The sequence below is a fragment of the Kocuria sp. TGY1127_2 genome (genome assembly GCF_013394385.1).
GTDB lineage: Bacteria > Actinomycetota > Actinomycetes > Actinomycetales > Micrococcaceae > Rothia.
In genome coordinates, this window is record NZ_AP022834.1 from 2,940,318 (window position 1) to 2,963,611 (window position 23,294).

24 protein-coding genes are annotated in these 23,294 nt (G+C 57.9%); 5 read left to right on the top strand and 19 right to left on the bottom strand.

All coding sequences use genetic code 11. The features are described from left to right. Positions 1–214: 214 nt before the first annotated feature. From dnaB to sake_RS13065, 11 genes are all read right to left on the bottom strand, one after another. Positions 215–1,570, bottom strand: coding sequence for a replicative DNA helicase (gene dnaB / locus sake_RS13015; RefSeq protein ID WP_129358255.1), 1,356 nt, complete (start codon positions 1,568–1,570; stop codon positions 215–217). A gap of 434 nt (positions 1,571–2,004) precedes the next feature. Further along, positions 2,005–3,153: a glycerate kinase gene (locus sake_RS13020; RefSeq protein ID WP_243155703.1), complete on the bottom strand. Its 1,149-nt coding sequence runs from the start codon at positions 3,151–3,153 to the stop codon at positions 2,005–2,007. A 23-nt stretch (positions 3,154–3,176) separates the two neighbouring features. Then, positions 3,177–3,593 (bottom strand): hypothetical protein, encoded by a 417-nt coding sequence (locus sake_RS13025; protein ID WP_129358256.1) that lies wholly within the window; start codon positions 3,591–3,593, stop codon positions 3,177–3,179. A 156-nt stretch (positions 3,594–3,749) separates the two neighbouring features. After that, on the bottom strand, positions 3,750–4,199 hold the full coding sequence (gene rplI, locus sake_RS13030) for a 50S ribosomal protein L9 (protein ID WP_129358257.1): 450 nt from the start codon (positions 4,197–4,199) through the stop codon (positions 3,750–3,752). Between the two features lie 21 nt (positions 4,200–4,220). Continuing rightward, positions 4,221–4,457 (bottom strand): 30S ribosomal protein S18, encoded by a 237-nt coding sequence (gene rpsR / locus sake_RS13035; RefSeq protein WP_048680746.1) that lies wholly within the window; start codon positions 4,455–4,457, stop codon positions 4,221–4,223. Between the two features lie 84 nt (positions 4,458–4,541). Beyond that, positions 4,542–5,159, bottom strand: coding sequence for a single-stranded DNA-binding protein (locus tag sake_RS13040; RefSeq protein ID WP_129359351.1), 618 nt, complete (start codon positions 5,157–5,159; stop codon positions 4,542–4,544). An 89-nt stretch (positions 5,160–5,248) separates the two neighbouring features. Next, on the bottom strand, positions 5,249–5,548 hold the full coding sequence (rpsF, locus tag sake_RS13045; RefSeq protein WP_129358258.1) for a 30S ribosomal protein S6: 300 nt from the start codon (positions 5,546–5,548) through the stop codon (positions 5,249–5,251). A gap of 214 nt (positions 5,549–5,762) precedes the next feature. Then, the gene (locus sake_RS13050) at positions 5,763–6,107 is read right to left on the bottom strand and encodes a TM2 domain-containing protein (protein ID WP_129358259.1); all 345 of its coding nucleotides are present in this window, start codon (positions 6,105–6,107) and stop codon (positions 5,763–5,765) included. Positions 6,108–6,273: 166 nt separating this feature from the next. Further along, positions 6,274–7,170 carry an ABC transporter permease subunit gene (locus sake_RS13055; protein ID WP_178946230.1) on the bottom strand — a complete coding sequence of 299 codons (897 nt, stop codon included), beginning with the start codon at positions 7,168–7,170 and terminating at the stop codon, positions 6,274–6,276. A gap of 3 nt (positions 7,171–7,173) precedes the next feature. After that, positions 7,174–8,259 carry an ABC transporter ATP-binding protein gene (locus tag sake_RS13060; protein WP_129358261.1) on the bottom strand — a complete coding sequence of 362 codons (1,086 nt, stop codon included), beginning with the start codon at positions 8,257–8,259 and terminating at the stop codon, positions 7,174–7,176. Positions 8,260–8,485: 226 nt separating this feature from the next. After that, a complete protein-coding gene (locus tag sake_RS13065) occupies positions 8,486–9,919 on the bottom strand; it encodes a CCA tRNA nucleotidyltransferase (RefSeq protein ID WP_178946231.1) in 1,434 nt (477 codons plus the stop codon). A 125-nt stretch (positions 9,920–10,044) separates the two neighbouring features. Between sake_RS13065 and sake_RS13070 the strand changes: the two genes are divergently transcribed. From sake_RS13070 to trxA, 5 genes are all read left to right on the top strand, one after another. Next, complete coding sequence (locus sake_RS13070) at positions 10,045–10,545, top strand: NUDIX hydrolase (RefSeq protein WP_129358263.1); 501 nt, start codon at positions 10,045–10,047, stop codon at positions 10,543–10,545. Positions 10,546–10,609: 64 nt separating this feature from the next. Then, positions 10,610–12,244, top strand: coding sequence for a murein biosynthesis integral membrane protein MurJ (murJ, locus tag sake_RS13075; RefSeq protein ID WP_129358264.1), 1,635 nt, complete (start codon positions 10,610–10,612; stop codon positions 12,242–12,244). A 120-nt stretch (positions 12,245–12,364) separates the two neighbouring features. Next, positions 12,365–13,753, top strand: a complete 1,389-nt coding sequence (locus sake_RS13080) for a hypothetical protein (RefSeq protein WP_178946232.1) — start codon at positions 12,365–12,367, stop codon at positions 13,751–13,753. Between the two features lie 218 nt (positions 13,754–13,971). Continuing rightward, positions 13,972–14,955: a thioredoxin-disulfide reductase gene (gene trxB, locus sake_RS13085; protein ID WP_371811988.1), complete on the top strand. Its 984-nt coding sequence runs from the start codon at positions 13,972–13,974 to the stop codon at positions 14,953–14,955. A 55-nt stretch (positions 14,956–15,010) separates the two neighbouring features. Then, positions 15,011–15,337 carry a thioredoxin gene (trxA, locus tag sake_RS13090; protein WP_129358267.1) on the top strand — a complete coding sequence of 109 codons (327 nt, stop codon included), beginning with the start codon at positions 15,011–15,013 and terminating at the stop codon, positions 15,335–15,337. A gap of 104 nt (positions 15,338–15,441) precedes the next feature. Here the strand turns inward: trxA and sake_RS13095 are convergent, their stop codons facing one another. From sake_RS13095 to rpmH, 8 genes are all read right to left on the bottom strand, one after another. Beyond that, the gene (locus sake_RS13095) at positions 15,442–17,064 is read right to left on the bottom strand and encodes a ParB/RepB/Spo0J family partition protein (RefSeq protein WP_371811900.1); all 1,623 of its coding nucleotides are present in this window, start codon (positions 17,062–17,064) and stop codon (positions 15,442–15,444) included. A 973-nt stretch (positions 17,065–18,037) separates the two neighbouring features. Continuing rightward, positions 18,038–18,955, bottom strand: a complete 918-nt coding sequence (locus sake_RS13100) for a ParA family protein (protein ID WP_305798355.1) — start codon at positions 18,953–18,955, stop codon at positions 18,038–18,040. A gap of 227 nt (positions 18,956–19,182) precedes the next feature. Then, on the bottom strand, positions 19,183–19,824 hold the full coding sequence (gene rsmG, locus sake_RS13105; RefSeq protein WP_129358268.1) for a 16S rRNA (guanine(527)-N(7))-methyltransferase RsmG: 642 nt from the start codon (positions 19,822–19,824) through the stop codon (positions 19,183–19,185). After that, on the bottom strand, positions 19,821–20,474 hold the full coding sequence (locus sake_RS13110) for a R3H domain-containing nucleic acid-binding protein (RefSeq protein ID WP_129358269.1): 654 nt from the start codon (positions 20,472–20,474) through the stop codon (positions 19,821–19,823). The genes rsmG and sake_RS13110 overlap by 4 nt, the downstream gene beginning before the upstream one ends. A gap of 123 nt (positions 20,475–20,597) precedes the next feature. After that, complete coding sequence (gene yidC / locus sake_RS13115; protein ID WP_129358270.1) at positions 20,598–21,572, bottom strand: membrane protein insertase YidC; 975 nt, start codon at positions 21,570–21,572, stop codon at positions 20,598–20,600. Between the two features lie 13 nt (positions 21,573–21,585). Beyond that, a complete protein-coding gene (gene yidD / locus sake_RS13120; protein WP_129358271.1) occupies positions 21,586–22,014 on the bottom strand; it encodes a membrane protein insertion efficiency factor YidD in 429 nt (142 codons plus the stop codon). After that, positions 22,011–22,412, bottom strand: coding sequence for a ribonuclease P protein component (rnpA, locus tag sake_RS13125; RefSeq protein ID WP_129358272.1), 402 nt, complete (start codon positions 22,410–22,412; stop codon positions 22,011–22,013). Before rnpA ends, yidD begins: the two co-directional genes overlap by 4 nt. A gap of 94 nt (positions 22,413–22,506) precedes the next feature. After that, positions 22,507–22,644, bottom strand: coding sequence for a 50S ribosomal protein L34 (gene rpmH, locus sake_RS13130; RefSeq protein WP_129358273.1), 138 nt, complete (start codon positions 22,642–22,644; stop codon positions 22,507–22,509). Positions 22,645–23,294: the final 650 nt, after the last annotated feature.

Consider the following 23,294-nt stretch of genomic DNA (forward strand, 5'->3'; position numbering starts at 1 on the left):
GCTCGTGAGAACACCTCTTGACGAGTGTGCCGATTGCGGCGGTGCGATCTGAGTTGGCCGATCTCCCCGGGAACTTCGTTGCTTCGACGTTCTGCACCTCGCTTCCAGCCTGCGATTGGGAGCCAGACCAATAGTCTGGGAAATCTGTCTATTCGACGCGTCGCGGTCGTCGTATGCAACCGTGTGGCTGGGTCACACAGTGTAGGTCATTTACCTAGAACCCGCTCCCATCGTTGGCCATATTCGCGAACCTGGAGTAGTGGCCCTGGAAGGCGACGGTAATGGTCTTGGTCGGACCGTTACGGTGCTTCGCCACGATCACGTCGGCCTCGCCGGCACGCGGTGACTCTTTGTCGTAGATGTCCTCACGGTGCAGGAGGATGACCATGTCGGCGTCCTGCTCGATCGAACCGGACTCACGAAGATCCGAAATCATGGGTTTCTTGTCATTGCGCTGTTCCGAACCACGGTTAAGCTGCGACAGCGCAATCACCGGAACCTCGAGTTCTTTCGCAAGGAGTTTCAGCGAACGCGAGAACTCCGAGACCTCCTGCTGACGGGATTCAACGCGTTTGCCCGAGGACATGAGCTGCAAGTAGTCCAGGACCACCAACTGAAGATTGTTCTTCTGCTTCAGACGGCGGCACTTGGCACGGATCTCCATCATGGACATATTCGGCGAATCGTCAATGAACAGCGGAGACTTGTCCATTCGCCCCATGACCTCGGCAATCTTCGACCACTGGCTGTCTTCCAGAGAACCTCGGCGCAGGTCGGAAAGATTCAAGGACGCCTCGGCGGACAAGAGACGCATTGCGATCTCGTTGCGGGACATCTCCAAAGAGAAAATCACGCTGGCCATGCTGTGGTGGATGGAGGCCGACCGCGCAATGTCCAAGGCGAGCGTTGACTTGCCCACGGCGGGTCGTGCCGCGACGACGATCATCTGGCCGCCCATCAAACCGTGTGTGAGTTCATCCAGCTCGTAGAATCCCGTCGGCACGCCCTGCATGCCGTCGGTCTTGTCCCCATTGGCTTCGATCTCTTCGACCGTCTCACCGATGATGTCCTTGAGGATCACGTAGTCCTCGGAAGTTCTTCTCTCGGCAACCTGATAGACCTCGGCCTGGGCCTGGTTGACGACGTCGTCGACCTCGCCATCTTGCGAATAGCCCAATTGGACGATTTTGGTACCGGCTTCGACGAGCCGCCGCAGTACAGCCCGTTCTCGAACGATATCGGCATAGAATCCGGCGTTTGCGGCGGTGGGCACCGAAGATATCAGGGTGTGGAGATAGGCGGCCCCGCCCACACGACTTAATTCACTGCGCTTGGTCAGTTCGTCAGCGACCGTGATGGCGTCGGCGGGCTCCCCCTTGCCGTAAAGGTCGATAATCGCGTCGTATATGGACTCGTGCGCCGGGCGATAGAAATCCACGCCGCGTAGTACTTCGACGACGTCGGCGATGGCGTCCTTGGACAGCATCATGCCACCGAGCACAGACTGCTCAGCGACATTGTCCTGGGGCGGGGTGCGCCCGAAATCCTGTTCCTGGACCGCTTCAGACATCGATGTTGGTCTCCTCTTCTCGGCCGGTACGGCCAAGACTACGTACTCGGTTGGTCTTCATGCTGCCGGAATCTCTGTGCAGTGCTGGGGCGTTGTTCGCCGGATTCTCAGGTGTTCCGGGACGAGAACCCGTCCCATCCGCCAGAAAATATGGATACGGTCGAGGCTTCGAAATCCCTCTTCTCCCCCAAGGAATCTTAGCCCTGTGGATAACTTGTGCATAAAGCTCTTCGTGTTGTGGAGGTATTGGGGACAACCCTGTGGGTAATTCAAGATAGCAAGACTCGAAGCCCGGAATCTCGCGGAAATAGACGCCCACAGCCTGTGTATAACTATCGACATCCTTCCCTAGACTCACCTCTCACTTGAGGGTTGAAGGTTCGAAATCAACCCGTTGCACCCAAGTTATCCACAAGTAGTCTACCGTTCGCGCCCTAGAGCCTTGTGGCTATTTTCCGTCCCAGGTCCTCCATGAGCGGAAGCGGGTCGGCAATGCAGCGCCGGACATCCGGGTCCACATCGGTCAGCGCGAAGAGCTCTTCGATCCCGACGGAACGAACTTGCTGATCGGATAGGTCCGATGTTCCGCACACTGCGACGGTTCTCACCCCGGCCTCGCGAGCCCGCTCGGATACTCGGGCGGGCGCCTTTCCTTGGAGGGTCTGAGAATCGAACCGTCCCTCCCCAGTAATCACGAGATCCGCACCCTTGAGAGCGTCGTCGAACCCCACCAGGTCAAGGACCAGATCGGCGCCAGACTGCATCGCGCCGCCGAGGACCGCAGTCGAGGCGAAACCAAGACCGCCTGCAGCTCCTGCTCCCGAAATCGAAGAGAAGGCCCCGGGCTGTGCCCCCATCGCTTCCTCGATGAGCTCGGCATACCGACCTAGGGCAGCATCCAGGGCCGGAACCTGGTCCTCTCCTACACCCTTCTGCGGCCCGTAGACCGCCGCGGCCCCTTCGGCTCCGCAGAGCGGATTGGTGACGTCAGAGGCGATGATGAATTCGGTCTCTGCTATCCGATCGTCCAAGCCCTCCAACGTGACGGACGCGATCTCGGCCAGGCCGGCACCACTCGGATCAACGGGTGCTCCCTCTCGGGTGAGCAACCGTGCGCCCAGAGCGGCGAGCATGCCTGCGCCGCCATCGGAGGTGGCACTTCCGCCCAGCCCCAGAATGATCTTACGAGCGCCTTGGTCCAAAGCGGCTGAGATGAGCTGGCCTACGCCGTCCGTCCTGGCGGTGGTGCCGTCAATGGCCCCGGAGTCGACCCCGTGAGCATCCACCAGTCGAAGCCCGCAGGCTTCGGCCACCTCGAGGACCGCGGTCCGGCTGACGGGGTCGAAAGCGTATGCAGCCTCCGTGGGGACGCCATACGGGCCGGAAACGCAACATATATGCTTTTTATAGGATATAGACAATGCGGCATCTATGGTTCCGTCTCCCCCGTCTGCCACGGGAACCGGCACGATGTTTACACCCGGGCCCAGATCACCAACAATCCCGCGGCTTAATGCACCGGAGATATCGGATGCCGTGGCCGATCCTTTGAACTTGTCGCAAGCGATCACGATACGTGTCATGGCTATTTCCTCTCGCCCAGTCCTCAGGCGACCCCGGTCGTGGCGACCATGATCAGGATGAGCGGGTTGGTCACGATCGAGATGATCAGAAGCAACAGGTTGAGGATCTTGCGGCGTCTGTACTTGAACAGCCCAAAGAGGGAGAGAAAACTTGCGAACGCTCCTGCAATCGAGGAAACGACCAGGCATACCAGAAAGAACCCGAGAACGAATGAGTTGGTTCCGGTGTTACCGGCAACGAATCCGAGGACAATCAACAGGATCGCGCCGATCCAAAACGCAGTGGCTATGACCAGCAGCTTGGTGCTCGGCAACCAGTCCAAGCGTTTCCTCTTTCGGCCGTTCCACGCGAAACGACCTCGGGCCCCCTCCGCACGGGCGTCGTCGCTCGCCTCGTCCCACATCGTGTCCCAGTCGGTCTGATTCTCACTATGCGCCATAACCTCATCTTTTCACGGGATTCTTAGGGCGAGCTTTGCCCTTGCGGACCGGTTATACAACGATGCCCGGCATCTCCCGCGGGGAGATGCCGGGCATCACATGATGCGGGGTTTGCGGCGCTTTAATGCAGGCGCCCGCGACCCCCGCTCATGGAACTAGGACGCGACGACGTCCAGCTCGACGCTTGCAACAACGTCTTCATGAAGACGAACGGCCACAACGTGGCGGCCGGTCCTCTTGATGTTGTTCTCGATGGTCACGGCGCGCTTGTCGACGGAGCCGAGACCAGCGGCCTCGATCGCGTCCGCAATTGCGGCGGGCTTGACGGTGCCGAAGAGGCGACCCTCTGCACCAGCCTTGACCGGAACGCTCACGGTTGCTGCGGAGAGCTTCTCCGCTTGAGCCTGTGCGTCCTCGAGGTTGTGCTGCGCACGTGCGGAACGAGCCTGACGGATCGACTCGATCTGGCGCTCGCCTCCCTTGCTCCACACCACGGCGAAGCCGCGGGGCAGAAGGTAGTTACGCGCGTAGCCGTCCTTGACCTCAACAACGTCGCCAGCGGCACCGAGGCCGTTGACTTCCTGAGTCAGAATGATCTTTGCCATGTTCTTCTACTCTCCTTCTCTTTAGCGGCCAGCGCCGGAGTAGGGCAACAGAGCAACTTCGCGGGCGTTCTTGATAGCCTGTGCGATTTTGCGCTGTTCCTGCACGGTCACGCCGGTGACGCGACGCGCACGGATCTTGCCGCGGTCGGAGATGAACTTGCGCAGGAGAGCGACGTCTTTGTAATCGATCTCGGTGACTTCAGCAGCCTTGAGCGGGTTCTGCTTTGGTTTGGGCTTGCGAATTTCAGCCTTAGCCATCGTGGTGCTCCTTAATTGTTGTGGAGCCCGCAGGTTTCACACCGCGGGATGGGTTAATAAATGATGCGGAGGGTGCGCTCCGGTTTAGAACGGCGGTTCGTCGTCCTGACCAGCACTCCAGTCGTAATTTCCTCCGGAGTTCTGGCCCCAAGGATCCGCTGCGGGCGCCTGCTGGCCGCCTCGCGAATTGCCCTGGTTGAATCCATTGCCGCCGTACCCATTGGAGCCTCCGGAGTTGCCTCCGAAACCTCCCTGGTTACCGCCCGCGTCGTTGCCCTGGTTGAAGTTATTTCCACCGGGCCCGCCCTGGCTGCCTCCGAAGTTTCCTCCTCCGGAGCGCTGGTTGCGATTGACCGACGCTGTGGCGAAACGGAGCGAGGGGCCGATGTCATCGACGTCCAGCTCCATTGAGGTGCGGCGTTCGCCCTCCTTGGTTTCATACGACCGAGCTTTGAGTCGACCCTGTGCGATGACACGTTGTCCCTTGGTCAGGGATTCGGCAACATTTTCCGCAGCCTCACGCCAGATCGAGCAACGAAGGAACAGGGCTTCCTGGTCCTTCCACTCGCCGCTCTGACGATCGAAAACGCGCGGAGTCGAGGCGATCGTGAAGTTCGCGACTGCAGCACCCGAGGGGGTGAACCGCAGTTCAGGGTCGGCGGTGAGGTTTCCGACAACCGTGATGATGGTTTCTCCAGCCATCATGACCTCCTGAGTCGTATTGAATATTGTTTCCAGTCAAGCACCGGTGACGACCCGGAAGGGCCGAATCCGGCGAATTTGTGGAAACTTTAGGAGATCTTCTGCTCTTCCGGGCGGATGATCTTGGTGCGCATGATGGACTCGTTCAAGTTCAGAACGCGGTCCAGTTCCTTGGCAACATCGGGCTCAGCAGTGAAGTTGACGACGGCGTAGATGCCTTCGGACTTCTTCTGGATCTCATAGGCCAGTCGGCGACGACCCCAGATGTCGATGTTCTCGATGGTGCCGTTGCCATTGCGGACAACTTCAAGGAACTTGTTGAGGGTCGGCTCAACGGCGCGATCGTCAACCTCGGGGTTGATGATGGCCATGAGTTCGTATTCACGCATGTTTGAACCCACCTCCTTTGGTCTTTGGCGGCTACGGTATTTCCGTAGCAGGAGGTTCGCTTGTGCGTTGCCTACGCGCTCGGGGATTGTCCGAGTCGGCATAGGCTTGACCAAGTTTACAGCACGTGCCGTTCCCTGGCACCCATGGTGGGACCCAATTCACGACGCCGCGCCGTAAAGCGGTACCGCTTCGGAGAAGGCCGCTCCCGTCCGGCTAGAACCGTCGGTTGTTGTTGATCCGTGCCGTCTCACTCGCATTGATGATCCCGACCCTGAAAGGGATCGTGAACAAGTCGATGAACATCAACAATCCCAAAAGGATGAAGAAGAAGTATCCGACGATGACCGGGGCCAGCAACCAGCCCAGGCCGTGGAGGATCAGGTAGAAGATCCCCATGAACGGCGCCCGGAGGTAGAACTTGTGGATTCCGAAAATCCCCAGGAAAAACCACAGGACGTAGGAGAGGATCACGCTTTTCCTCACCACGTAGACCGGTCCTGGATTGTGCCCTCCGCTCATGTATTGCGGCGTGTGGTGTTCGGGCCTCGGGTGGCTCATAGCCCTCCTCCGTAAAGATTTTGGTCGCGTCACCAGCGTATCGCTTGAAAATTGAACCTGGATCGGTCGTTCACTGTCCGCATGTGTACAGAGATACAGCAATGGCGACGGGTTGGTCCCGTCGCCATTGCTCGTGAGATTCCGACGCTTTCGCCGGTACCTCGGTTTACTTCGGGTCGCGCTGGGTGAAGGAGAAATACCCCAGAATCAGCGGGACGACGCACCAGACCGCGTACCAGGCACCGGAAGCAACGTACTTCGGGTCCTGCATCGGTTCGAGGGGGTTGGTCAGGTTGGCCGTCAGCGCAGACGGAATGTAGCTCTGGAAGTCCCGAACCCATTCCCACTGGAACGGCATCAGAAGGAGCGGAAGGATGAACAGTAGAACAACCAGAATGACGATTGCTCCCGCGTTATTCCGAATAATCGCACCGATGCCGATGCCCATCCATGCAGTCAGCACGAACACGAGGATCAGGCCGAGGATATTCATCAGGGTCTGTTCCTCGAAGAGACCGAACGTGATATTCATGTCCGACGTCGAGAGCACCCACTGGCTCACCGCCCATGCCAGGACACCGGAGACGATCGCTGTGATCGCTGCGATGAGTGTGATCTGGACGGTCTTGGCCACATAGACCATTCCGCGTTTGGGCGCCGCAGTCAGGGTCGAAATGACCGACTTCGTGCCGAATTCTGAGGCAATGAAGACCACGGCCATCGACGCAAGAATGATGTAACCGAAGACGTATCCCGAATCCACTGCCTGGCGTGCGAATTCGGCCGGGTCACCTAGTTGCAGATAGTACTGGGGGATCTCTTTACCCTTGGTCATGGCGTCATGCAACGAGTCCGCATAGTCCTTGGCCTGGACCGCGGTCAGCGCGGCGAAACCGATCATGATCAGCGCCGTAATGATCATCAGCACCCAGCTGGATACCAAGGTACGGAATTTGAGCGCCTCTGATCTCAGAACACCGAGGAAGGACAACTTGTACTTAGGAGTTTTTGAGCGCGCGGGCTCAGCGGCCCGCGCATTATGTGTTTCTACAGTGGAGCTCATTGCTTACTTCTCCTCCTGATTCCAGGGGGTCGCCTGTTCGGTGGAGTGGGCAGGTTCGTAGCCGTCATCCTGGGTGGCGGGAGCGACCGTCGGGTTGGACGCGGTGTGTGCACCGCCCGATGCCCGGTCACTTTCGGAGCCGGAGTCTGCGACCGAACCGGCCGCCGCCGAGCCAAGACCCGCATTCGGATCGGAAGAGCGGTACTCGACCGAATCGCTGGTCATGGACATGTACACCTGCTCCAGGCTGGCCTTCTGGGGAGTGATCTCCCACAGCAAGACACCCTGGGACTGAGCACGCTGAGCGACCTCACGGCCGTTGGCGCTCACGAGGAGGGCGTCGTCGTCCTGCTTCTGGACTGCTACCTGATCCTGTCGAAGGGCCTCCGCGAAACTTTCCGGATTGTCGGTGCGAACCAGAACGTGATCCTCGCCGGTTTGATTGAGGAATTCCTTCAACGGCTGGTCCGCGAGGACTTTGCCCTGCCCGATCACGATCAGGTGGTCCGCAGTCTGGGACATTTCCGACATCAAGTGGGAGGACAGGAAGACGGTCTTTCCCTCGGAAGCGAGGAACCGCGCCATCTGGCGCACCCAAATGACACCCTCGGGGTCGAGACCATTGACCGGTTCGTCCAAAATGACGGTGCTGGGATCGCCGAGAATCGCCGTGGCAATTCCGAGACGCTGGCCCATACCGAGTGAATAGCCGCCAACCTTCTTCTTCGCGGCGCTGCTCAACCCGGTGATTTCGATGACTTCGTCCACACGGGAATTCGGAATGCCGTGAGTGCGGGCCAAAGCACGGAGATGGTTGACACCGCTGCGCCGGGGATGGACTGCACGTGCCTCGAGCAGCGCACCGACCGAGGTCAGCGGCGAAGACAAATGACTGTACTTTTTACCGTCCACAAGGGCACTGCCCGTTGTGGGTTTCTCAAGCCCGAGGATCATACGCATCGTTGTGGATTTACCGGCGCCGTTCGGCCCGAGGAACCCTGTGACTTTTCCCGGCTGAACCGTGAAAGAAACGTTGTCAACGGCGCGCTTGGACCCATACTGCTTGGAGAGGCCAGAGACCTCGATCATGGTGGCTCCTTCCTAACCCGGAGAGCCCGGGTCTAACGTCGTCTCACCCCACCCTATAAGCAAATTCCTCCTCGTTCCCTGAAAACTCAAGCAACGAGGGCGATTTCATACCAGAGTATGAATGTGGGTAGAGCTGGCTGTACTCCTGAGGAAACCCCGAAAAGACCGAACACGCCCCCATCCCGAGAAAACTCTCTGCCGTTTCAGGCGATCAAGCTGTAGAGCGCTAAGCCATTTCCTGGCCGCCGCGGTTCTGTTCCGCCCACCATTTCTTCAGGCGACGCTCAGCCTCGTCCTCACCGAGCTTCCCCTCATCCAGCCGCACATTCAGGAGAAAATTATATGCCTTGCCGACCATAGGTCCCGGTGCAATGCCCAGAATATCCATGATCTGCTGACCATCCAGGTCCGGTCGCATGGCTTCCAGTTCTTCCTGTTCGGCCAATTCGGAAATCCGCCGTTCCAGGTCGTTGTACGCGCGGCCGAGCCGTTGGGCCTTCTTCTTGTTCCGGGTCGTCACATCGGAGCGGGTCAGCCTATGGAGCCTCTCCAGCTGGTCGCCCGCATCGCGAACGTAGCGTCGAACTGCGGAATCGCTCCATCCGGCGTCCCCGTATCCGTAAAAGCGCATGTGGAGTTCGATCAGGCGGGCAACGTTCTTGATCGTCTCGTTGTCGAAACGCAGAGCGCGCATCCTTTTCTTGACCAGTTTGGAGCCGACGACGTCGTGGTGTCGGAAACTGACCGTGCCATTGTCTTCGAGCTTCCGGGTACCCGGTTTGCCGATGTCATGCATGAGCGCGGCGAAACGCAAAGTGAAGTCTGGTGACGGAACCGGGCCGTCATCGTCAGTCTCCAAATCCTTCGCCTGCATCAGCACTGTGAGGGAGTGTTCGTAGACATCCTTGTGGTGGTGTTGGGCGTCAGTCTCCAGCTGCAGGGCAGGCACTTCGGGAAGAACATAGTCAGCAAGGCCGGTGCTCACCAGCAGTTCGACTCCGCGCCGCGGGTTCTTGCCAACGATCAACTTGATCAGTTCATCCCGCACACGCTCGGCGGAAATGATGTCGATTCGAGCAGCCATATCCGTCATCGCCGCAACCAATTCCGGCGCCGGGTCGATGTCGAGCCGGGAAACGAATCTCGCGGCTCTCATCATGCGAAGAGGGTCATCGGAGAAAGAGTCCTCGGGAGTACCCGGCGTCCGCAGAATATTGGCCGAAAGGTCCTGAATGCCGCCGTACGGGTCCACGAGTTCAAGACTTGGCAGTCGCAAGGCCATGGAGTTGATGGTGAAGTCTCGCCGGAAGAGGTCGTCCTCGAGTCTCCTGGCGAATGCCACCGTCGGTTTCCGGGAATCGGGGTCGTATGCCTCGGCCCTGTAGGTTGTCACCTCGATCATCGCGTCACTTTTGCGCAACCCGATGGTTCCAAAGGCCCTGCCGATCTCCCAGTGGGCATCGGCCCATTCTCGGGCGACGTCGAGCGTCTCATCCGGTGTCGCGTTGGTTGTGAAGTCCAGGTCCAGCGCGGCCGATCCAAGGAACAGATCCCTCACGGGGCCACCCACCAGGGACAGCTCAAAACCCCGATCCTCGAAGAGTTTTCCGAGGTCCAGAGCTGCGGGGTGAATTGAGGAGCTGTCAAAGAGGTTAACCATAGTCCTTAAAGCGTGCCAGAAAACCGCGGCATCAGTGGGGTCGAAGCGCGGACATGACCCCGGAGTCTAGGTCACACACTCGTGCTCTCAGCACGTGTCAAGGAGTAACTCTGTAAGGTGGACATATGACTTTTCCAGTACCCCGGGCACCGAAGAAGCGGGCTTTCACCCCGCCTTCCCCCTTGCCCACGGTGGAAGAAGTCTCTGCCGGGGGCATAGTCGTCGATCTGAAGACCTCTGGGCAACCCGTAGCGATCATTGCCCGCATCAACCGTGGCGGACGTCTGGAATGGTGCCTCCCCAAAGGCCATCCCGAGGGTCAGGAGACCAATGAGGAGGCCGCCTGTCGAGAGATCGAAGAGGAGACGGGCATCGCGGGAAATGTGCTGGCACCCTTGGGCTCCATTGATTATTGGTTCACGGTTTCCGGGCACCGCGTCCACAAGACCGTGCACCACTTCTTGTTGGAAGCTACGGGCGGGTATCTGACTACGGAGAAGGACCCGGATCACGAGGCCATCGACGTCGCCTGGTCCAACATCGACGACTTGGGGCGTAAACTCTCGTTTCCGAACGAACGTAGGATTGCGGATATCGCTCGGGAATACATCATCCACCAGATCTAGAACCGTGTGGGCTGGGTTCCGGGCCGGTGCCGATCCCAAACTTCATCGATAGGGCTTAGCAAATATGGCACGAACTGGTGCTCGATCTAGCGCCATTATGGCCGCGGGAACGATGGTTTCTCGCCTCCTGGGCTTCGTCAAGACCATGCTCTTGGCCATCGCTATTGGCGCCTCGACGACGACCGGTAACGTCTTCGCCCTCGCCAATACACTGCCGAACTTGATCTACGTGCTCGTCGCGGCAGGCGTATTCAACGCGGTCCTGGTTCCCCAGATCATCAAGGCGTCCAAGAAGCCGGACGGCGGCGCCGACTACATTTCCCGATTGCTGTCCCTGGCCATCATCGGCTTGTTTGTCATTACGGCAATCGTCGTCCTCTGCGCGCGCCCGATCATCAGCATCATGGCCAACGACTGGTCCCAGGAAAAGATCGACTTCGGGACGACATTCGCCCTGTGGTGCTTCCCGCAGATCTTCTTCTACGGCCTGTATACGGTAGTCGGCCAGATCCTCAACGCTCGCGGCGCTTTCGGCGCCTACATGTGGGCTCCTGTTCTCAACAACGTGGTCGCGATCGCCTCGCTGCTGGTGTTCATAGGCTTGTTCGGATCCTGGGGTACAGCGCATCATGACCCCTCCAACTGGAGCGGGGAGAAAACATTTTGGCTTGCGGGAATGGCGACGATCGGCGTCATGGCACAAGCCCTGATTCTGTTTATTCCGCTCAAGGCATTGAAACTAGGCCTCGGTATCAAACTCGGCTGGCGGGGCATCGGACTGGGAACGGCGGCTCGTATCGGCAGCTGGACCCTAGCAACGGGCGTCGTTGCGAATCTTTCTTTCCTCTTCTTGGCCCGTATTGCCACCAGGCCTGAGGGGTCCCAACAGGATTTCAGCCACCCGATCGCGGGCAACAATGTGCTCGATCAGTCGACCATGTTGTACCAGCTTCCCCACGGCGTCATCGGCTTGTCGATCGCAACCGTGCTCTTCAACGAAATGTCCCGCTACGCGGACAACAACGACAACGCCTCACTCGTGGAAACCCTTTCACGCGGCCTTCGGGTCGCTTCGGTCGCGACCATCTTCTGCGCCGTGGCGCTGATCGTTTATGCCGGACCGATCGGGATGCTCTTCGGTGGTGGCGATCCCGCCCAAGGTGCTGTGATCGGCCAGGTGATTTCCGTGATTGCTCTCGGCGGTCCGTTCCTGACCATCGCTTTCATGATGGGACGCGCCTTCTACGCGCACGAAGACGCCAAGACACCATTGATCAACCAAGCGATTTCTGCGGTGATCGTGATCATCCTGGGATTCACGGTCGGCAAATTGCCGCCTCAATACATTGTTTTCTGTCTGGCCGGTCTATACGCGATGCAGAATATATTGGCAACGTTGCTCTTTCACCGGGGGTTACGCCGATGGCTCGGCGATTATGATCTGGCCAGCATCGTCAAGACTCACCTTCGGGTTACCGTTTCTGCGATTGTCGCCGGAGTCGTCGGCTTCGTCGTTCTTCACCTGATGGGCGGCGGAGCCTTTGGCGGCTTCGCCTGGCACAGTCAGATCACGGCTTTTGTCACGATTCTGATCGGCGGTTTGATCATGGGTGTGGTCTACTTCGGGGCCCTACGAGTTTTCCACGTTCGGGAGCTGGACAGCGTTCTCAAACCTCTGAAGGCACGTCTAGGCAGGTAGTTCGGACCACAAGGGCCTGAACGCCGGTATCATCGAACTGTTACTTCGACCCAAATTAGCGCGGGGGTACTTTTGACGCAGGCGATTCAACTCGGCACCGTTCTTGGTGGCCGGTACAAGGTGACCGCTCAGATTGTTACCACCGCGGCACAGGACCACGTTCTGGATGGCAAAGACCAGGTCCTCGAACGCAAGGTTTCGATCCTTGTGGCCAGTCCGAGCCACAGTGATCTGCTCATTGAAAATGCCCGTGACATTGCGACGGGGTCCCGCTCGGGCAGCCTTCAGGTGCTCGACCTCGGCCAATCCGATGATGTCACTTACCTGATTACCTCTCACGCTCGGGCGAATGATCTGCTCGATCTGCTGCTCACGGAGAATCAGGAAGACGTTTCCTCCGAAAATGAAGAACTCGGTGGGGAGATCTTCGGGGGTGGCAACGCTCCCGTGGCTCCTTCGTCGGATTACGAACAGGTGGGGACAGAGACGTCACCTCAGGAGGAAGTTGCTCAGGATGAAGAGGACTCCGCTGCTCCCGTGACGGAATGGACTGACGCTGATTATGAGGCCTTTGGAGAGGAACCTCCCGCTCGGCGTTCCTCCAGTCCTTCCCAGCGCGGGGGAACACTGTTCGATCGCGCGGCAACCGACGTCGCGGGTGGTTCTTCCGCTGCCGCCGCGGCTTCGTTGCGGGAGGAAGACAGTTCATACGACGGCGACAACCGGTACCACTACAGCGATGAAGAAGAATTCGTCCCTGCCGGTGAATACGAGGATTACGAGGACGAAGAAGACCCTGAGGAACCGTATTACGACGAGGATGAGGAGTACTACGACGAGGAGCCTCGTCGTAGAAGCTCGGCGGGTTTGTGGATCACAGCGGCGATCGTCGTCATCCTGTTGGTCGTCCTCGTCGTCTTCGGATTCAACAAGCTCGGATCTCTCGTTTCGAGCTCGGGATCGGTCCCCAGCGGTACCGTGAGCTCCGCGGAGGGCCAGTCCAATTCGGAATCCTCCGGTGAGTCATCTTCTCCGTCGGATTCTTCGGCAACGCCGCAGGTCGCCAACCTTTCCCGTGTCATTCCCGATAACCCGAATTTCATGTCTGATCAGGACGGCACCTTGAGCCAAGCCAATGACGGCAATCCGGGAACGTACTGGACCAGTTATGGTTTTTCGAATGCCAACTTCGGTCAGCTGATCAAGGGAATCGGCCTTGCCGCTCAGATGCAAGAACCGGCCAAGGTCAATCAGGTAACGGTGGATGCGCCCAAGAGTACCGGTGGTCAGTTCTCGGTCTACACGAATGACTCCCCCAGCCTCGATGGCGCCACCAAGGCCGGCCAAGGTTCATTCAAGAACGGTCCTACCTCGGTTGATCTCTCCGACGAGGCCAAGTCGAAGTCGGCACAGTATGTGATTGTCTATGTCACCCAGCTTCCCCAGGTCAGCTCCCCCATCGGCGGCTACAACTATGGCCTCCACGTGGGCGAAATCAGCGTCAAGTAGACCGGGTTCGGCTTTCCGGGCATGGGTTGGTCGGGTTGTGAGTCATTCTCCGTGCCCAATAGCCCTGCGGAATATTCTGAGGGCTCCCTAGGTTTCATCCAACAGATCAACATAGAGCCTCAGTGTCCTTTGAGGTGAGGCTCCCGCATTGGCCAGCGCCTGGCCCGCATGGAAGGAAATAAGTGACCGACAGCGTCTTTTCACAGGGGGCGGCTCCCCTGATCAATCTCAAAGGTCAGGAAGCCGAGACGTCACAACCTCAAGGTCATGGCTCCGAGAAGGTCCATGATGTGGTGATTATCGGTTCCGGGCCTGCCGGATATACGGCGGCCGTCTACGCTGCGCGTGCCAACCTGGATCCGGTCGTCTTCGCAAGCTCTGTCGCGGCCGGAGGTGACCTCATGACCACCACAGATGTGGAGAACTACCCTGGGTTCATCGAGGGTATTCAAGGGCCCGAGCTCATGGCTAACATGCAACAGCAGGCGGAACGGTTCGGCGCAGACATCCAGTATGAAGACGTCGACTCCGTCGAGCTGGATGGAGAAGTCAAGAAGATCACTCTCCAGGACGGCACTGTCCACCGGGCGAAAGCCATCATCATTTCGACCGGTTCTGAATACCGCAAATTGGGCCTCGACGACGAAGCCCGTCTTTCGGGCCACGGTGTCAGCTGGTGCGCAACGTGTGATGGGTTCTTCTTCAAAGAAAAACCGATTGCGGTCGTCGGCGGTGGAGACTCCGCGTTGGAAGAGGCTCTGTTCCTCACCAACTTCGCCTCGAGCGTGACCGTGATTCACCGGCGGGACACTCTCCGTGCTTCCGACATCATGCAGGAACGTGCGCTCAACAACCCCAAAATCACATTTATTTGGGACTCTGCAGTGGTCGGAATCGAAGGGGAGCACAAGACCGAGGCACTCCAGGTCGAGAACCTGAAGTCTGGTCTCACACAACGTCTTGAGGTAGACGGCTTGTTCGTCGCCATCGGCTCCGACCCGCGAACGGATTTGGTGAAGGGCCAACTGGAATTGACTTCCGAGGGCACCATCGCTGTGGAGGGCCGTTCTTCCAAAACCAACGTTCCAGGTGTCTTTGCCGCCGGCGACGTCATCGACCCGACGTACCGGCAGGCCATTACTGCCGCCGGATCAGGGTGCGTTGCCGCCATCGACGCCCAGCACTACCTGGAGTCCCTGTAACTACATATTCTCTCGGTTGTCCGAGTAGTTTCCACCCACCTCGAAAGGATCAGATATGAGCAACGCCAAGGCCGTTACTGACGCTACATTCGAAGAGGACGTCCTCAAGAACGACCGCCCTGTCATCGTCGATTTCTGGGCCGAATGGTGCGGGCCCTGCCGTCAGGTAGGCCCCGTACTGGACCAAATTGCCGAGGAGTATGCCGAAAAAGTCGATGTCGTGAAGTTGAACGTCGATGAGAACGGCGAAACCGCGGCCAAATACGGAATTACTTCCATCCCGGCCATCTACGTCTTCAAAGATGGAGAGCTGGCCAAGACCTCAGTCGGAGCCAAACCTAAGGGAGTACTGGAGAAGGAATTCGCCGATTTCCTCTCCTAGGATCTACCTACGTAAATGCCCGCTTCGTTTCACGTGAAACGAAGCGGGCATTTTTTGTGATTACGCCGTCAGATAAGCAATGAGTCGTGGACGTCCGAGTTCGTTCAGTCCCTCTCGATCTCCGGATCAAGCACTGAGATAATACGATTGAGGTCGTCAACCGAAGCGAATTCGATGGTCATCTTGCCCTTCCGAGCACCAAGGTTGATCTTCACACTCGTATCCAGCTTGTCCGAAAATGCGTCAGCAATGTAATCAAGTCGTTCATGGTGGCGGCTGGGCGTAGCGGCTTTTCGAGGCTTTTGGGTACCCTTCTCTGCCCCACCCGACTGAATAATCTCCTCCACCGATCGAACTGAGAGGCCTTCTGCCACGATGCGTTGGGCCAACCTTTCCATGGCTGCTGGGTCGCTGAGGGACAATAGTGCCCGCGCATGTCCGGCGGACAGGATGCCGGCAGCCACTCGTCTTTGAACCAGTGCAGGTAGCCTCAAAAGACGAATGGTGTTGGAGATCTGGGGACGGGATCGACCAATGCGTGCAGCCAATTCATCCTGGGTGGTGCCGAATTCATTCAGCAGCTGCTGGTAAGCTGCCGCCTCTTCCAAGGGGTTCAACTGGCTGCGATGTAGGTTTTCCAGCAGGGCGTCGCGGAGTAGATCTACGTCCTGGGTCTCGCGCACGATGGCCGGAATTTTTTCAAGACCCGCTCGCTGTGTAGCTCGCCAACGCCGCTCCCCCATCACCAATTCGTATTTTTCATCGCCCGCTTCGTTGCTTGGTCGGATGACGATTGGTTGTAGCAAGCCAATTTCGCGAATCGAGTGGACGAGCTCTTCCATCTCGTCCTCATCAAACTCCTGTCTGGGCTGTTTCCTATTTGGATGAATGTCCTTGACTGGAATTTCGCCAAAATAGGCTCCCGGCACCGGAATCAGGCTTGAGTCCGCTTCATTGGCCTCACGGCTGGGCTGGGCATGGTCTTCGGCAAGACCCGACGCAGTCTGCGGCTTCCTTGTTTCACGTGAAACCTTATCCTCAGATTGTGTCCACGGGGCGTCACCATCGTTGTCCTGTGTCCTCGGACCTTCGTTAGTCGCCTCGCTACTGCTGGAATTACTCTCCGAGGGTTGAAAAAAGAAATCGACCGGCCGCCGGCCTCCTGAGCTCTTCCTCAGGGCCGCACCCATGTCGGCCCGAGGTCCACCAGACTTGCGATTCGGTGCACCGTTGCCGCCTTCCTTTTCCCCGTTCGCTTTCGCATCAGAGGAGGGATTTTTTCCCTTTCCGGAAGAGGGTGCCCCAGATTCCCCCGAGGCGGCGGACCGGCGCCCCTCAGACGTTGTCTTTTTAGCTGGCGCCTTCTTTGCCGTCCCGTTTGCTTCGTTTTGAGACGTCTTTGTAGGTTCATCTTTGGCGGATTTCGGCGAGCCAGTTCCCGTCCTCTTCGTTTGGTTCACGCCATTCGAAGCCCCGTCTTTATTCTTTGGCTCACTCCGGGCAGGTCGGCTTGATGTCTTCTTCGTGTCCTCCCCTTTCAAGGGCGCGTCTTCAGAAACGCTGGCCTCCCGGCTTGCGCCAGGGGCGGATGTTTCACGTGAAACAGATTTAGCAACAGAAGATTCTCCCGGCTGTTCGATATCCACCGCATCGCTCGAATTTTCTGTAGATGTCGTTGGGATCAAAGACCCCAGTCCACGACCTAGTCCACGACGTCGCTCAGCCACGGTGCTCCTTAATGATGCTGTTGGTAGTCACATCATTCTATAGCCCCGTCTCTCGATTCTCGGACTCCAGGACTGATATTGCGCATAATTGTGGAGCACAAAAATAGATGTTGCAGGCTCCTCACTTACCTCGCGGCCTCAAGGTCATCGGATGCCGGTGCTGTACTGCACCGTGGATACACCTCTCGGTCCTTTCCTCAACCTGCCCTTTTGCGGACTGACCCACTGGATGTTTCACGTGAAACAGGCCCTGCTGATTACGAACCTCGGGACCCTACGTCTATCAATGACGCACGGCAGTTTGTTGAACGGGGGCGATCGTATGAACGAAGGTCCTGTGGGGTAAGACTCGAGCTCTTCGACAAACAGCTACTTTGACTACTGTTTCACGTGAAACTCTGTCATAGTTCTCCGTCGGCGGAGGGACCATACATAATTTCCATACTGATCCGAATGTCAATCCGCCTGCCTTCGATGGGAATTTTATCTGTTGCAGAAATGGCGATTTCTGACCTGCGTGCCAGACTGAAGAAACGGTCAGCCCGTGAGCCTGTCCGCAAGTCCTAGGTTTTGCTCAGCCAGGCTTATTTGACCGTTTCACGTGAAACGCTGACTCCGTTAGACGACAATCCTCTGCCGCCGTAGTCCGATTACGCACATCCAGGAGGTGGCCCCATTTCCTGCTCACGCCGACTCTGCTGGAACGATGCAGCAAGGACTAGGTACCCTCAAGGTGACTGAAACAGGTCGTCAGTCCGGGGGAGAGGGACAGCGACTCTGTCCGAATCCATTCGGAGGAATATGTAGTTTCACGTGAAACCTGTTTATGACGACCCGGATGCACACGACTGGAAACGATATCCGGCTGCCATGTAAATACACTAGCTCTGTGGTCTATATGTCAACGGCCCTGAGCAACACAAAGAAGGCCCCGATACCTCCAGGTATCGGGGCCTTCACTGCTGATTATCTTCTATTTCTTACCTCGTTGGGCAATCTCCACAGCCGCTTCCAGATAGGATAACGCACCTGTGGAATGAGGATCGTAGGTGAGAACAGTCTGCTGGTAGCTAGGCGCCTCGGATATTCGGACGGAACGGGGAATGACGGCATCCAATACTTCATTGGGGAAATGCTGCCGCACCTCGTCAGCCACCTGAGAGGCCAAATTGGTGCGTCCATCATACATTGTGAGGAGAATAGTACTCACACTCAGTGTGGGGTTCAGATGCTTTTGAACGAGTTCAATGTTCTTGAGCAACTGGCTTAATCCCTCCAAGGCGTAGTACTCGCACTGGATAGGAATGAGGACCTCCCTGGCCGCGACGAATGCATTAATCGTCAACAACCCCAAGGAGGGTGGGCAGTCGATAAATACGTAATCCAGACGGGGGAGCCCTTGCTCCTCTCGATATGTTCCGTATTCACGTAGCGCGCGGTCAAGCCGCTGTTCTCGAGCCACGAGAGATACCAGTTCAATTTCCGCACCAGCCAAATCAATGTTGGACGGTAGGCAATAGAGGTTCGAGTAGTCAGGGCATTGTTGAACGACATCGCCCATGGCTGTGCCTTCAATAAGCACGTCATAGGTCGAATCGACTTCAATTCCGTGCTCAATGTTGAGCGCAGTAGATGCGTTCCCCTGGGGATCGATGTCCACAACGAGGGTTTCGAATCCACGATCGGCCATCGCGGCCGCGAGATTCACTGCCGTGCTGGTCTTCCCGACGCCGCCCTTCTGGTTACTGATGGTCAGGACGCGAGTCTGGTCAGGGCGGGGGACCGGTTGCTTGGCTAGCTGCTTCCAGCGCTTCTTTTCGTTCATGAGCTCTCTCGCAACGGGGGATTTGAGGCGGTCCGTGATTTTGATCCGCGACGTCATGGAATCCATCGTTTCATGTGAAACATGGCGACCTTGGTCGGGAACAACCGGTTCGGATTGATCTTGCGGATTAGGTGGCATCCCGGAGTCGGGAGCCCTATGTCTTCCTACCACCAATTGTCCCTTTCACAATCCGCTGCATGATTCCACATCACACCAGGGTACCCGGAAAGGCTCTCCGAAAGCAGAACTGTCGGTCATTGTGGATACTCAACCAGTCCCTAAATCAATGGGCGTTACAGTTCGACCTGTACTACGGTGGTTGGCTGCTCCAAGATCGGTTCCCCGACCGTCAGGATCTCCGTCGACCGAGCGCCATATTTGTTGAGCTTCTTCTGCGCCTTTTGGATTTCCTCTTCCGCAGACTTGCCTTTCAACGCCAGGAGCTGTCCGGTTCCTCTCAGGAGGGGCACGGTCATGTCCAGAAGGCCCACGAGCGCTGAAACCGCGCGTGCAGTCACGACATCGACGTCGATCTCTCCGACGAAATGTTCCGCCCGGCCACGCCGCAGATCAACGTTATCCAGGCCCAAGTCCTCGATGACTTCGTCCAGCCAGATGACGCGCCGCTCGAGAGGTTCGATGAGCACAACTTCCAGGTCTGGCCGTGCGATGGCCAGACAAAGGCCGGGGAGGCCTGCACCAGAGCCCACGTCTGCAACGCGTGAATTGCGTCCGATAAGGGCTTCGACGACCGCACAATTGAGCACGTGCCTGGACCACAGGCGGGGGATCTCACGGGGGCCGATCAGACCTCGCTCGATCCCGCTGGTCGCCAAATGCTCGACATAGCGCTCGGCCAATTCGATGCGTTCCCCGAAAACCGCCTGGGCGGCTTCACGTTCCGAACTTGAAAGCTGAATCTCCGAAGAATTCAATTTGCGGCCTCGGTGTCATCCTGAGCCTCGGACTTCATCGACACCACGATATGTCGTTTGGAGCCTTCACCTTCCGACTCGGAGTGAAGTCCGTTCTCGGCGACAAGGTCGTGGACGATCTTGCGTTCATACGCGCTCAGGGGCTTGAGGTGGTAGGCATCGCCGGTTTCCTTGACCGAAGAAATAGCTTGCTTGGCCATTGTTTCCAGCTCGTCTCCGCGGCGGTCGCGGTATCCTGCGATGTCAAGAATCAGTCGTGAACGTTGACCCGTTGATGCCAGCACCGATAATCGAACGAGCTCCTGCAACGCATCCAGAACCTCGCCCCGGCGACCGACCAACAATTCCAGGTCGTCCTCGTTCTCCTCAGTGACCACGGACAGGTACGCACGGTTCTGACGGACTTCGATGTCGATGTCCCCGTCCAGATCGGCGATGTCCAGCAGTTCTTCGAGGTAGTCGGCGGCGATCTCGCTCTCGTCCTCGGTCGCTTTGGGTTCGGGGGAGCCTGCGGCGGAATCGCTCACAGCCTCTGAGCTTGGCTCGTGGCCATTCTGATCTTGATCTTCCGTATGCCCGCTGTGATCGTGAAGCTCGTCCTCAGCCGGAACCGCTGCCTTGTCGGAACGTTCCTCATTCTGTTCGACCATGGAATTCTCCTGCTCCGCACCGTGGATCCGGCGCAGTCATCGGTTCGGGTGCCCTATGCACCGCACGTGACCTGAATTCAGCGTGCCGGGCCCGGAAGATTTCCCAGGCCCGGCACGGCCGCGCTAATTCTTCTTTTTCTTCTTTTGGCGGTTCTTGCTCACCGGTTGCTGTCGCTGGCCACCCTGGGCACGCTCACGCTGGGCCTCGAGTTCGGCCTCGTGCTCCTCACGACTCTTGCCTACGGGAGGCAGTCCTTTGGCGGCGCGACGTTCGTTGAGCTCCTTCTCAGCCTGTGAACCGGCAGTCGGGTTATTGCGGATAACCCACCACTGCTGGCCCATGGCCCAGAAGTTCGAGACGGTCCAGTACACCAGAACACCGAGGGGGAAGTTGATACCGCCGACGGCAAAGATGACGGGGAACAGATACATGAGCATCTGCTGTTGCCGGTACATGGGTGATTCTTTGGCCTGCGCACTCATGTTCTTGGCAGTAAGTTGGCGCTGGGTGAAGAACTGGGTGAGAGACATCGCGACGATCATGATGATCGCGAGAATGACGGTGGACGTGTGGTTGCCATCACCGGGATGCGTCAGGGTCGAGAAGAGGGGTGCCCCGAGAATGTACGCATCGTTGAATTGATGCACCATCTCAGCCGAGAGCACCAGAATGCCTTCATGGTTGCCCGAGGCCGGGGGCACGCCACGCAGAACCTGTAGCAAGCCGAAGAAGACAGGCATCTGCACGATGATCGGGAAGCACGAGGACAACGGATTGGCGCCCCTGCTCTTGTACAGGGCCATCTGCTCCTGGGCCATCGCCTGACGCGAGAGCTGATCCTTCTTGCCCTTGTACTTGGCCTGGATCTTGGCCATTTCGGGCTGCAGTTCCTGCATGCCGCGCATGGACTTGATCTGCTTCATGAACAGCGGAACGGTCAGCAGACGCATGACGAAAGTCATGAACACAATGGCGAGGACCCATGTCCAACCGGAGGCCGGGTCCATGCCAATGGCAGTAAACAAACTGTGGAAGACCCACAGGACCGCGGAAACGATCCATTTGAAGGGCCACAGAATGATGTCGATTGGGTTCATCAGGAATTGACTCCTAGCCCCGAGGCTCGTGGGGCATCGTGTTCTCCGCCGCAGGCGGATGGTTCAACAGCAAAATCTTGGGCTCAGTACCCGGCGCGAAGCTCCGCCGCCCGGGAGGCACGGGGTCCACCCCTCCGGTTGCCCAGGGGTGACACCTCAATAATCGTCTCACGGTTAACGTCATTCCTTTGACGAGTCCGTGAACGGTGATCGCTTCCAGCCCGTACGCGGAGCAGGTCGGAAAATACCGGCAGACGTCTCCATACAAAGGCGAGATAATCCGTCGATACAAACGAAGGAACGCGATCGCAATATTCTGCGGAAGTGTCCAGACCGCTTGACCGGCCCCGTTAGGACGCACGTATTCCGCCGGTGCGTTCGACAGACGCTCCTCGGAAGCCACCTGATCGATAGAGACGTCCCTGCCATGATTGCACGTCATTGCGGTGTACCGGCTTGCCTTGGTTCACATGCTTGAACCGAGCCCGATTCCGGCACCTCAAGTTTTCGCTGAATGCTGCTCCAAGCACTCCGGTAGTCACCTACCAGATCATCCCAGGACGCGTTGGCCGACGCCGGCAGCGCCCTGACGACGATACTCATGCCGCATGGGTTCCATTTGATGGTTTCTGCCACCAGCTCACGCAGTCTTCTCTTGACGAGATTCCGCATGACGGCGTTGCCTACGGCCTTCGATACAACGAATCCGCTGATGCTGGGGGAGGAGTTATGTGTAAGGAGCACATATAGAACTAAGTTCCGGCGTCCGCTACGGACGCCGGAACGTGTAGTCATTGAGAACTGTACAGAAGTCCTCATCCTGTGCTGTTGTGCCAGCACGTCAAGGCTCCTTCAACGCAGACCGGGTTGGCGCTTGGTATTTTGGTCCCCTCGGAGACCTGCACCAGTTGACGCCCCTGAACAGGGGAGTCAGCTATGCCGAAACGGAAGAGCGACCCTTGGACCGGCGGTTAGCCAAGATGGCGCGACCGGCGCGGGTGCGCATACGAAGACGGAAGCCGTGCTTCTTGGCACGACGGCGGTTATTCGGCTGAAAAGTCCGCTTGCTCACTGTGGTAACTCCAAGACTGTTTGTTCGGGCCTACCCCTGGTCTGGGTCCTTGCGGGCGATGTTCATGCAAAGAGGCAGAGGATTGGCGCTTTCGGTTCTCCTGCGCCGTCGGACATCCATTTCCAATTCCGGATCATCCCAAGACGGCGGATTCCGGCATATGGGCATAGTCCAACGCGCAGACGACTAACAAACTATACGAGCAGATCAACACCCTGGTCAAGTCACTTCCGTGGAGAAACGGTGAACTAGACCAAGGACACACACTTGAGGGGCTCTCTTCCCCCAAGGTCGCCCCTCTCAACATGCTGTGCACTCGCCACGATTCACAGCTGTGGATAATCCCAAATTTTTTTGCCGGCCCACAGCCCGCGGTATGCCGGGAAACTACAAAGCTGTGATTACAGATTCCCGCGAATTTGGGCCTCAGAAGGCTTCCTGAATGGCCTAAGCTAGCTAGAGCCATCCACGGTTATCCACATTATCCACAACTGTGTACAAGGTTGTGGAGAACTTGGGTACAACCCGTGGATGAGCCCTCGGCGGACCTTCTTATTCCAGCCCGATTTGCCCGTCTCGCGGTGACAAGTTCGAGTGGAATCGGAAGGGACCGAGGCTGTGCCGGACGTCCCCTCAATACAAGGAGAACA

Excerpts from the sequence above, each read along its gene's own strand:
- sake_RS13040 (WP_129359351.1), bottom strand. The coding sequence starts at position 5,159 with ATGGCTGGAGAAACCATCATCACGGTTGTCGGAAACCTCACCGCCGAC.
- sake_RS13050 (WP_129358259.1), bottom strand. The coding sequence starts at position 6,107 with ATGAGCCACCCGAGGCCCGAACACCACACGCCGCAATACATGAGCGGA.
- dnaB (WP_129358255.1), bottom strand. The coding sequence starts at position 1,570 with ATGTCTGAAGCGGTCCAGGAACAGGATTTCGGGCGCACCCCGCCCCAG.
- yidC (WP_129358270.1), bottom strand. The coding sequence starts at position 21,572 with ATGAACCCAATCGACATCATTCTGTGGCCCTTCAAATGGATCGTTTCC.
- yidD (WP_129358271.1), bottom strand. The coding sequence starts at position 22,014 with ATGACGTGCAATCATGGCAGGGACGTCTCTATCGATCAGGTGGCTTCC.
- sake_RS13020 (WP_243155703.1), bottom strand. The coding sequence starts at position 3,153 with ATGACACGTATCGTGATCGCTTGCGACAAGTTCAAAGGATCGGCCACG.
- sake_RS13065 (WP_178946231.1), bottom strand. The coding sequence starts at position 9,919 with ATGGTTAACCTCTTTGACAGCTCCTCAATTCACCCCGCAGCTCTGGAC.
- sake_RS13055 (WP_178946230.1), bottom strand. The coding sequence starts at position 7,170 with ATGAGCTCCACTGTAGAAACACATAATGCGCGGGCCGCTGAGCCCGCG.
- rpsF (WP_129358258.1), bottom strand. The coding sequence starts at position 5,548 with ATGCGTGAATACGAACTCATGGCCATCATCAACCCCGAGGTTGACGAT.
- sake_RS13025 (WP_129358256.1), bottom strand. The coding sequence starts at position 3,593 with ATGGCGCATAGTGAGAATCAGACCGACTGGGACACGATGTGGGACGAG.
- sake_RS13060 (WP_129358261.1), bottom strand. The coding sequence starts at position 8,259 with ATGATCGAGGTCTCTGGCCTCTCCAAGCAGTATGGGTCCAAGCGCGCC.
- murJ (WP_129358264.1), top strand. The coding sequence starts at position 10,610 with ATGGCACGAACTGGTGCTCGATCTAGCGCCATTATGGCCGCGGGAACG.
- rplI (WP_129358257.1), bottom strand. The coding sequence starts at position 4,199 with ATGGCAAAGATCATTCTGACTCAGGAAGTCAACGGCCTCGGTGCCGCT.
- rpsR (WP_048680746.1), bottom strand. The coding sequence starts at position 4,457 with ATGGCTAAGGCTGAAATTCGCAAGCCCAAACCAAAGCAGAACCCGCTC.
- sake_RS13110 (WP_129358269.1), bottom strand. The coding sequence starts at position 20,474 with ATGGTCGAACAGAATGAGGAACGTTCCGACAAGGCAGCGGTTCCGGCT.
- sake_RS13070 (WP_129358263.1), top strand. The coding sequence starts at position 10,045 with ATGACTTTTCCAGTACCCCGGGCACCGAAGAAGCGGGCTTTCACCCCG.
- trxA (WP_129358267.1), top strand. The coding sequence starts at position 15,011 with ATGAGCAACGCCAAGGCCGTTACTGACGCTACATTCGAAGAGGACGTC.
- sake_RS13100 (WP_305798355.1), bottom strand. The coding sequence starts at position 18,955 with ATGGATTCCATGACGTCGCGGATCAAAATCACGGACCGCCTCAAATCC.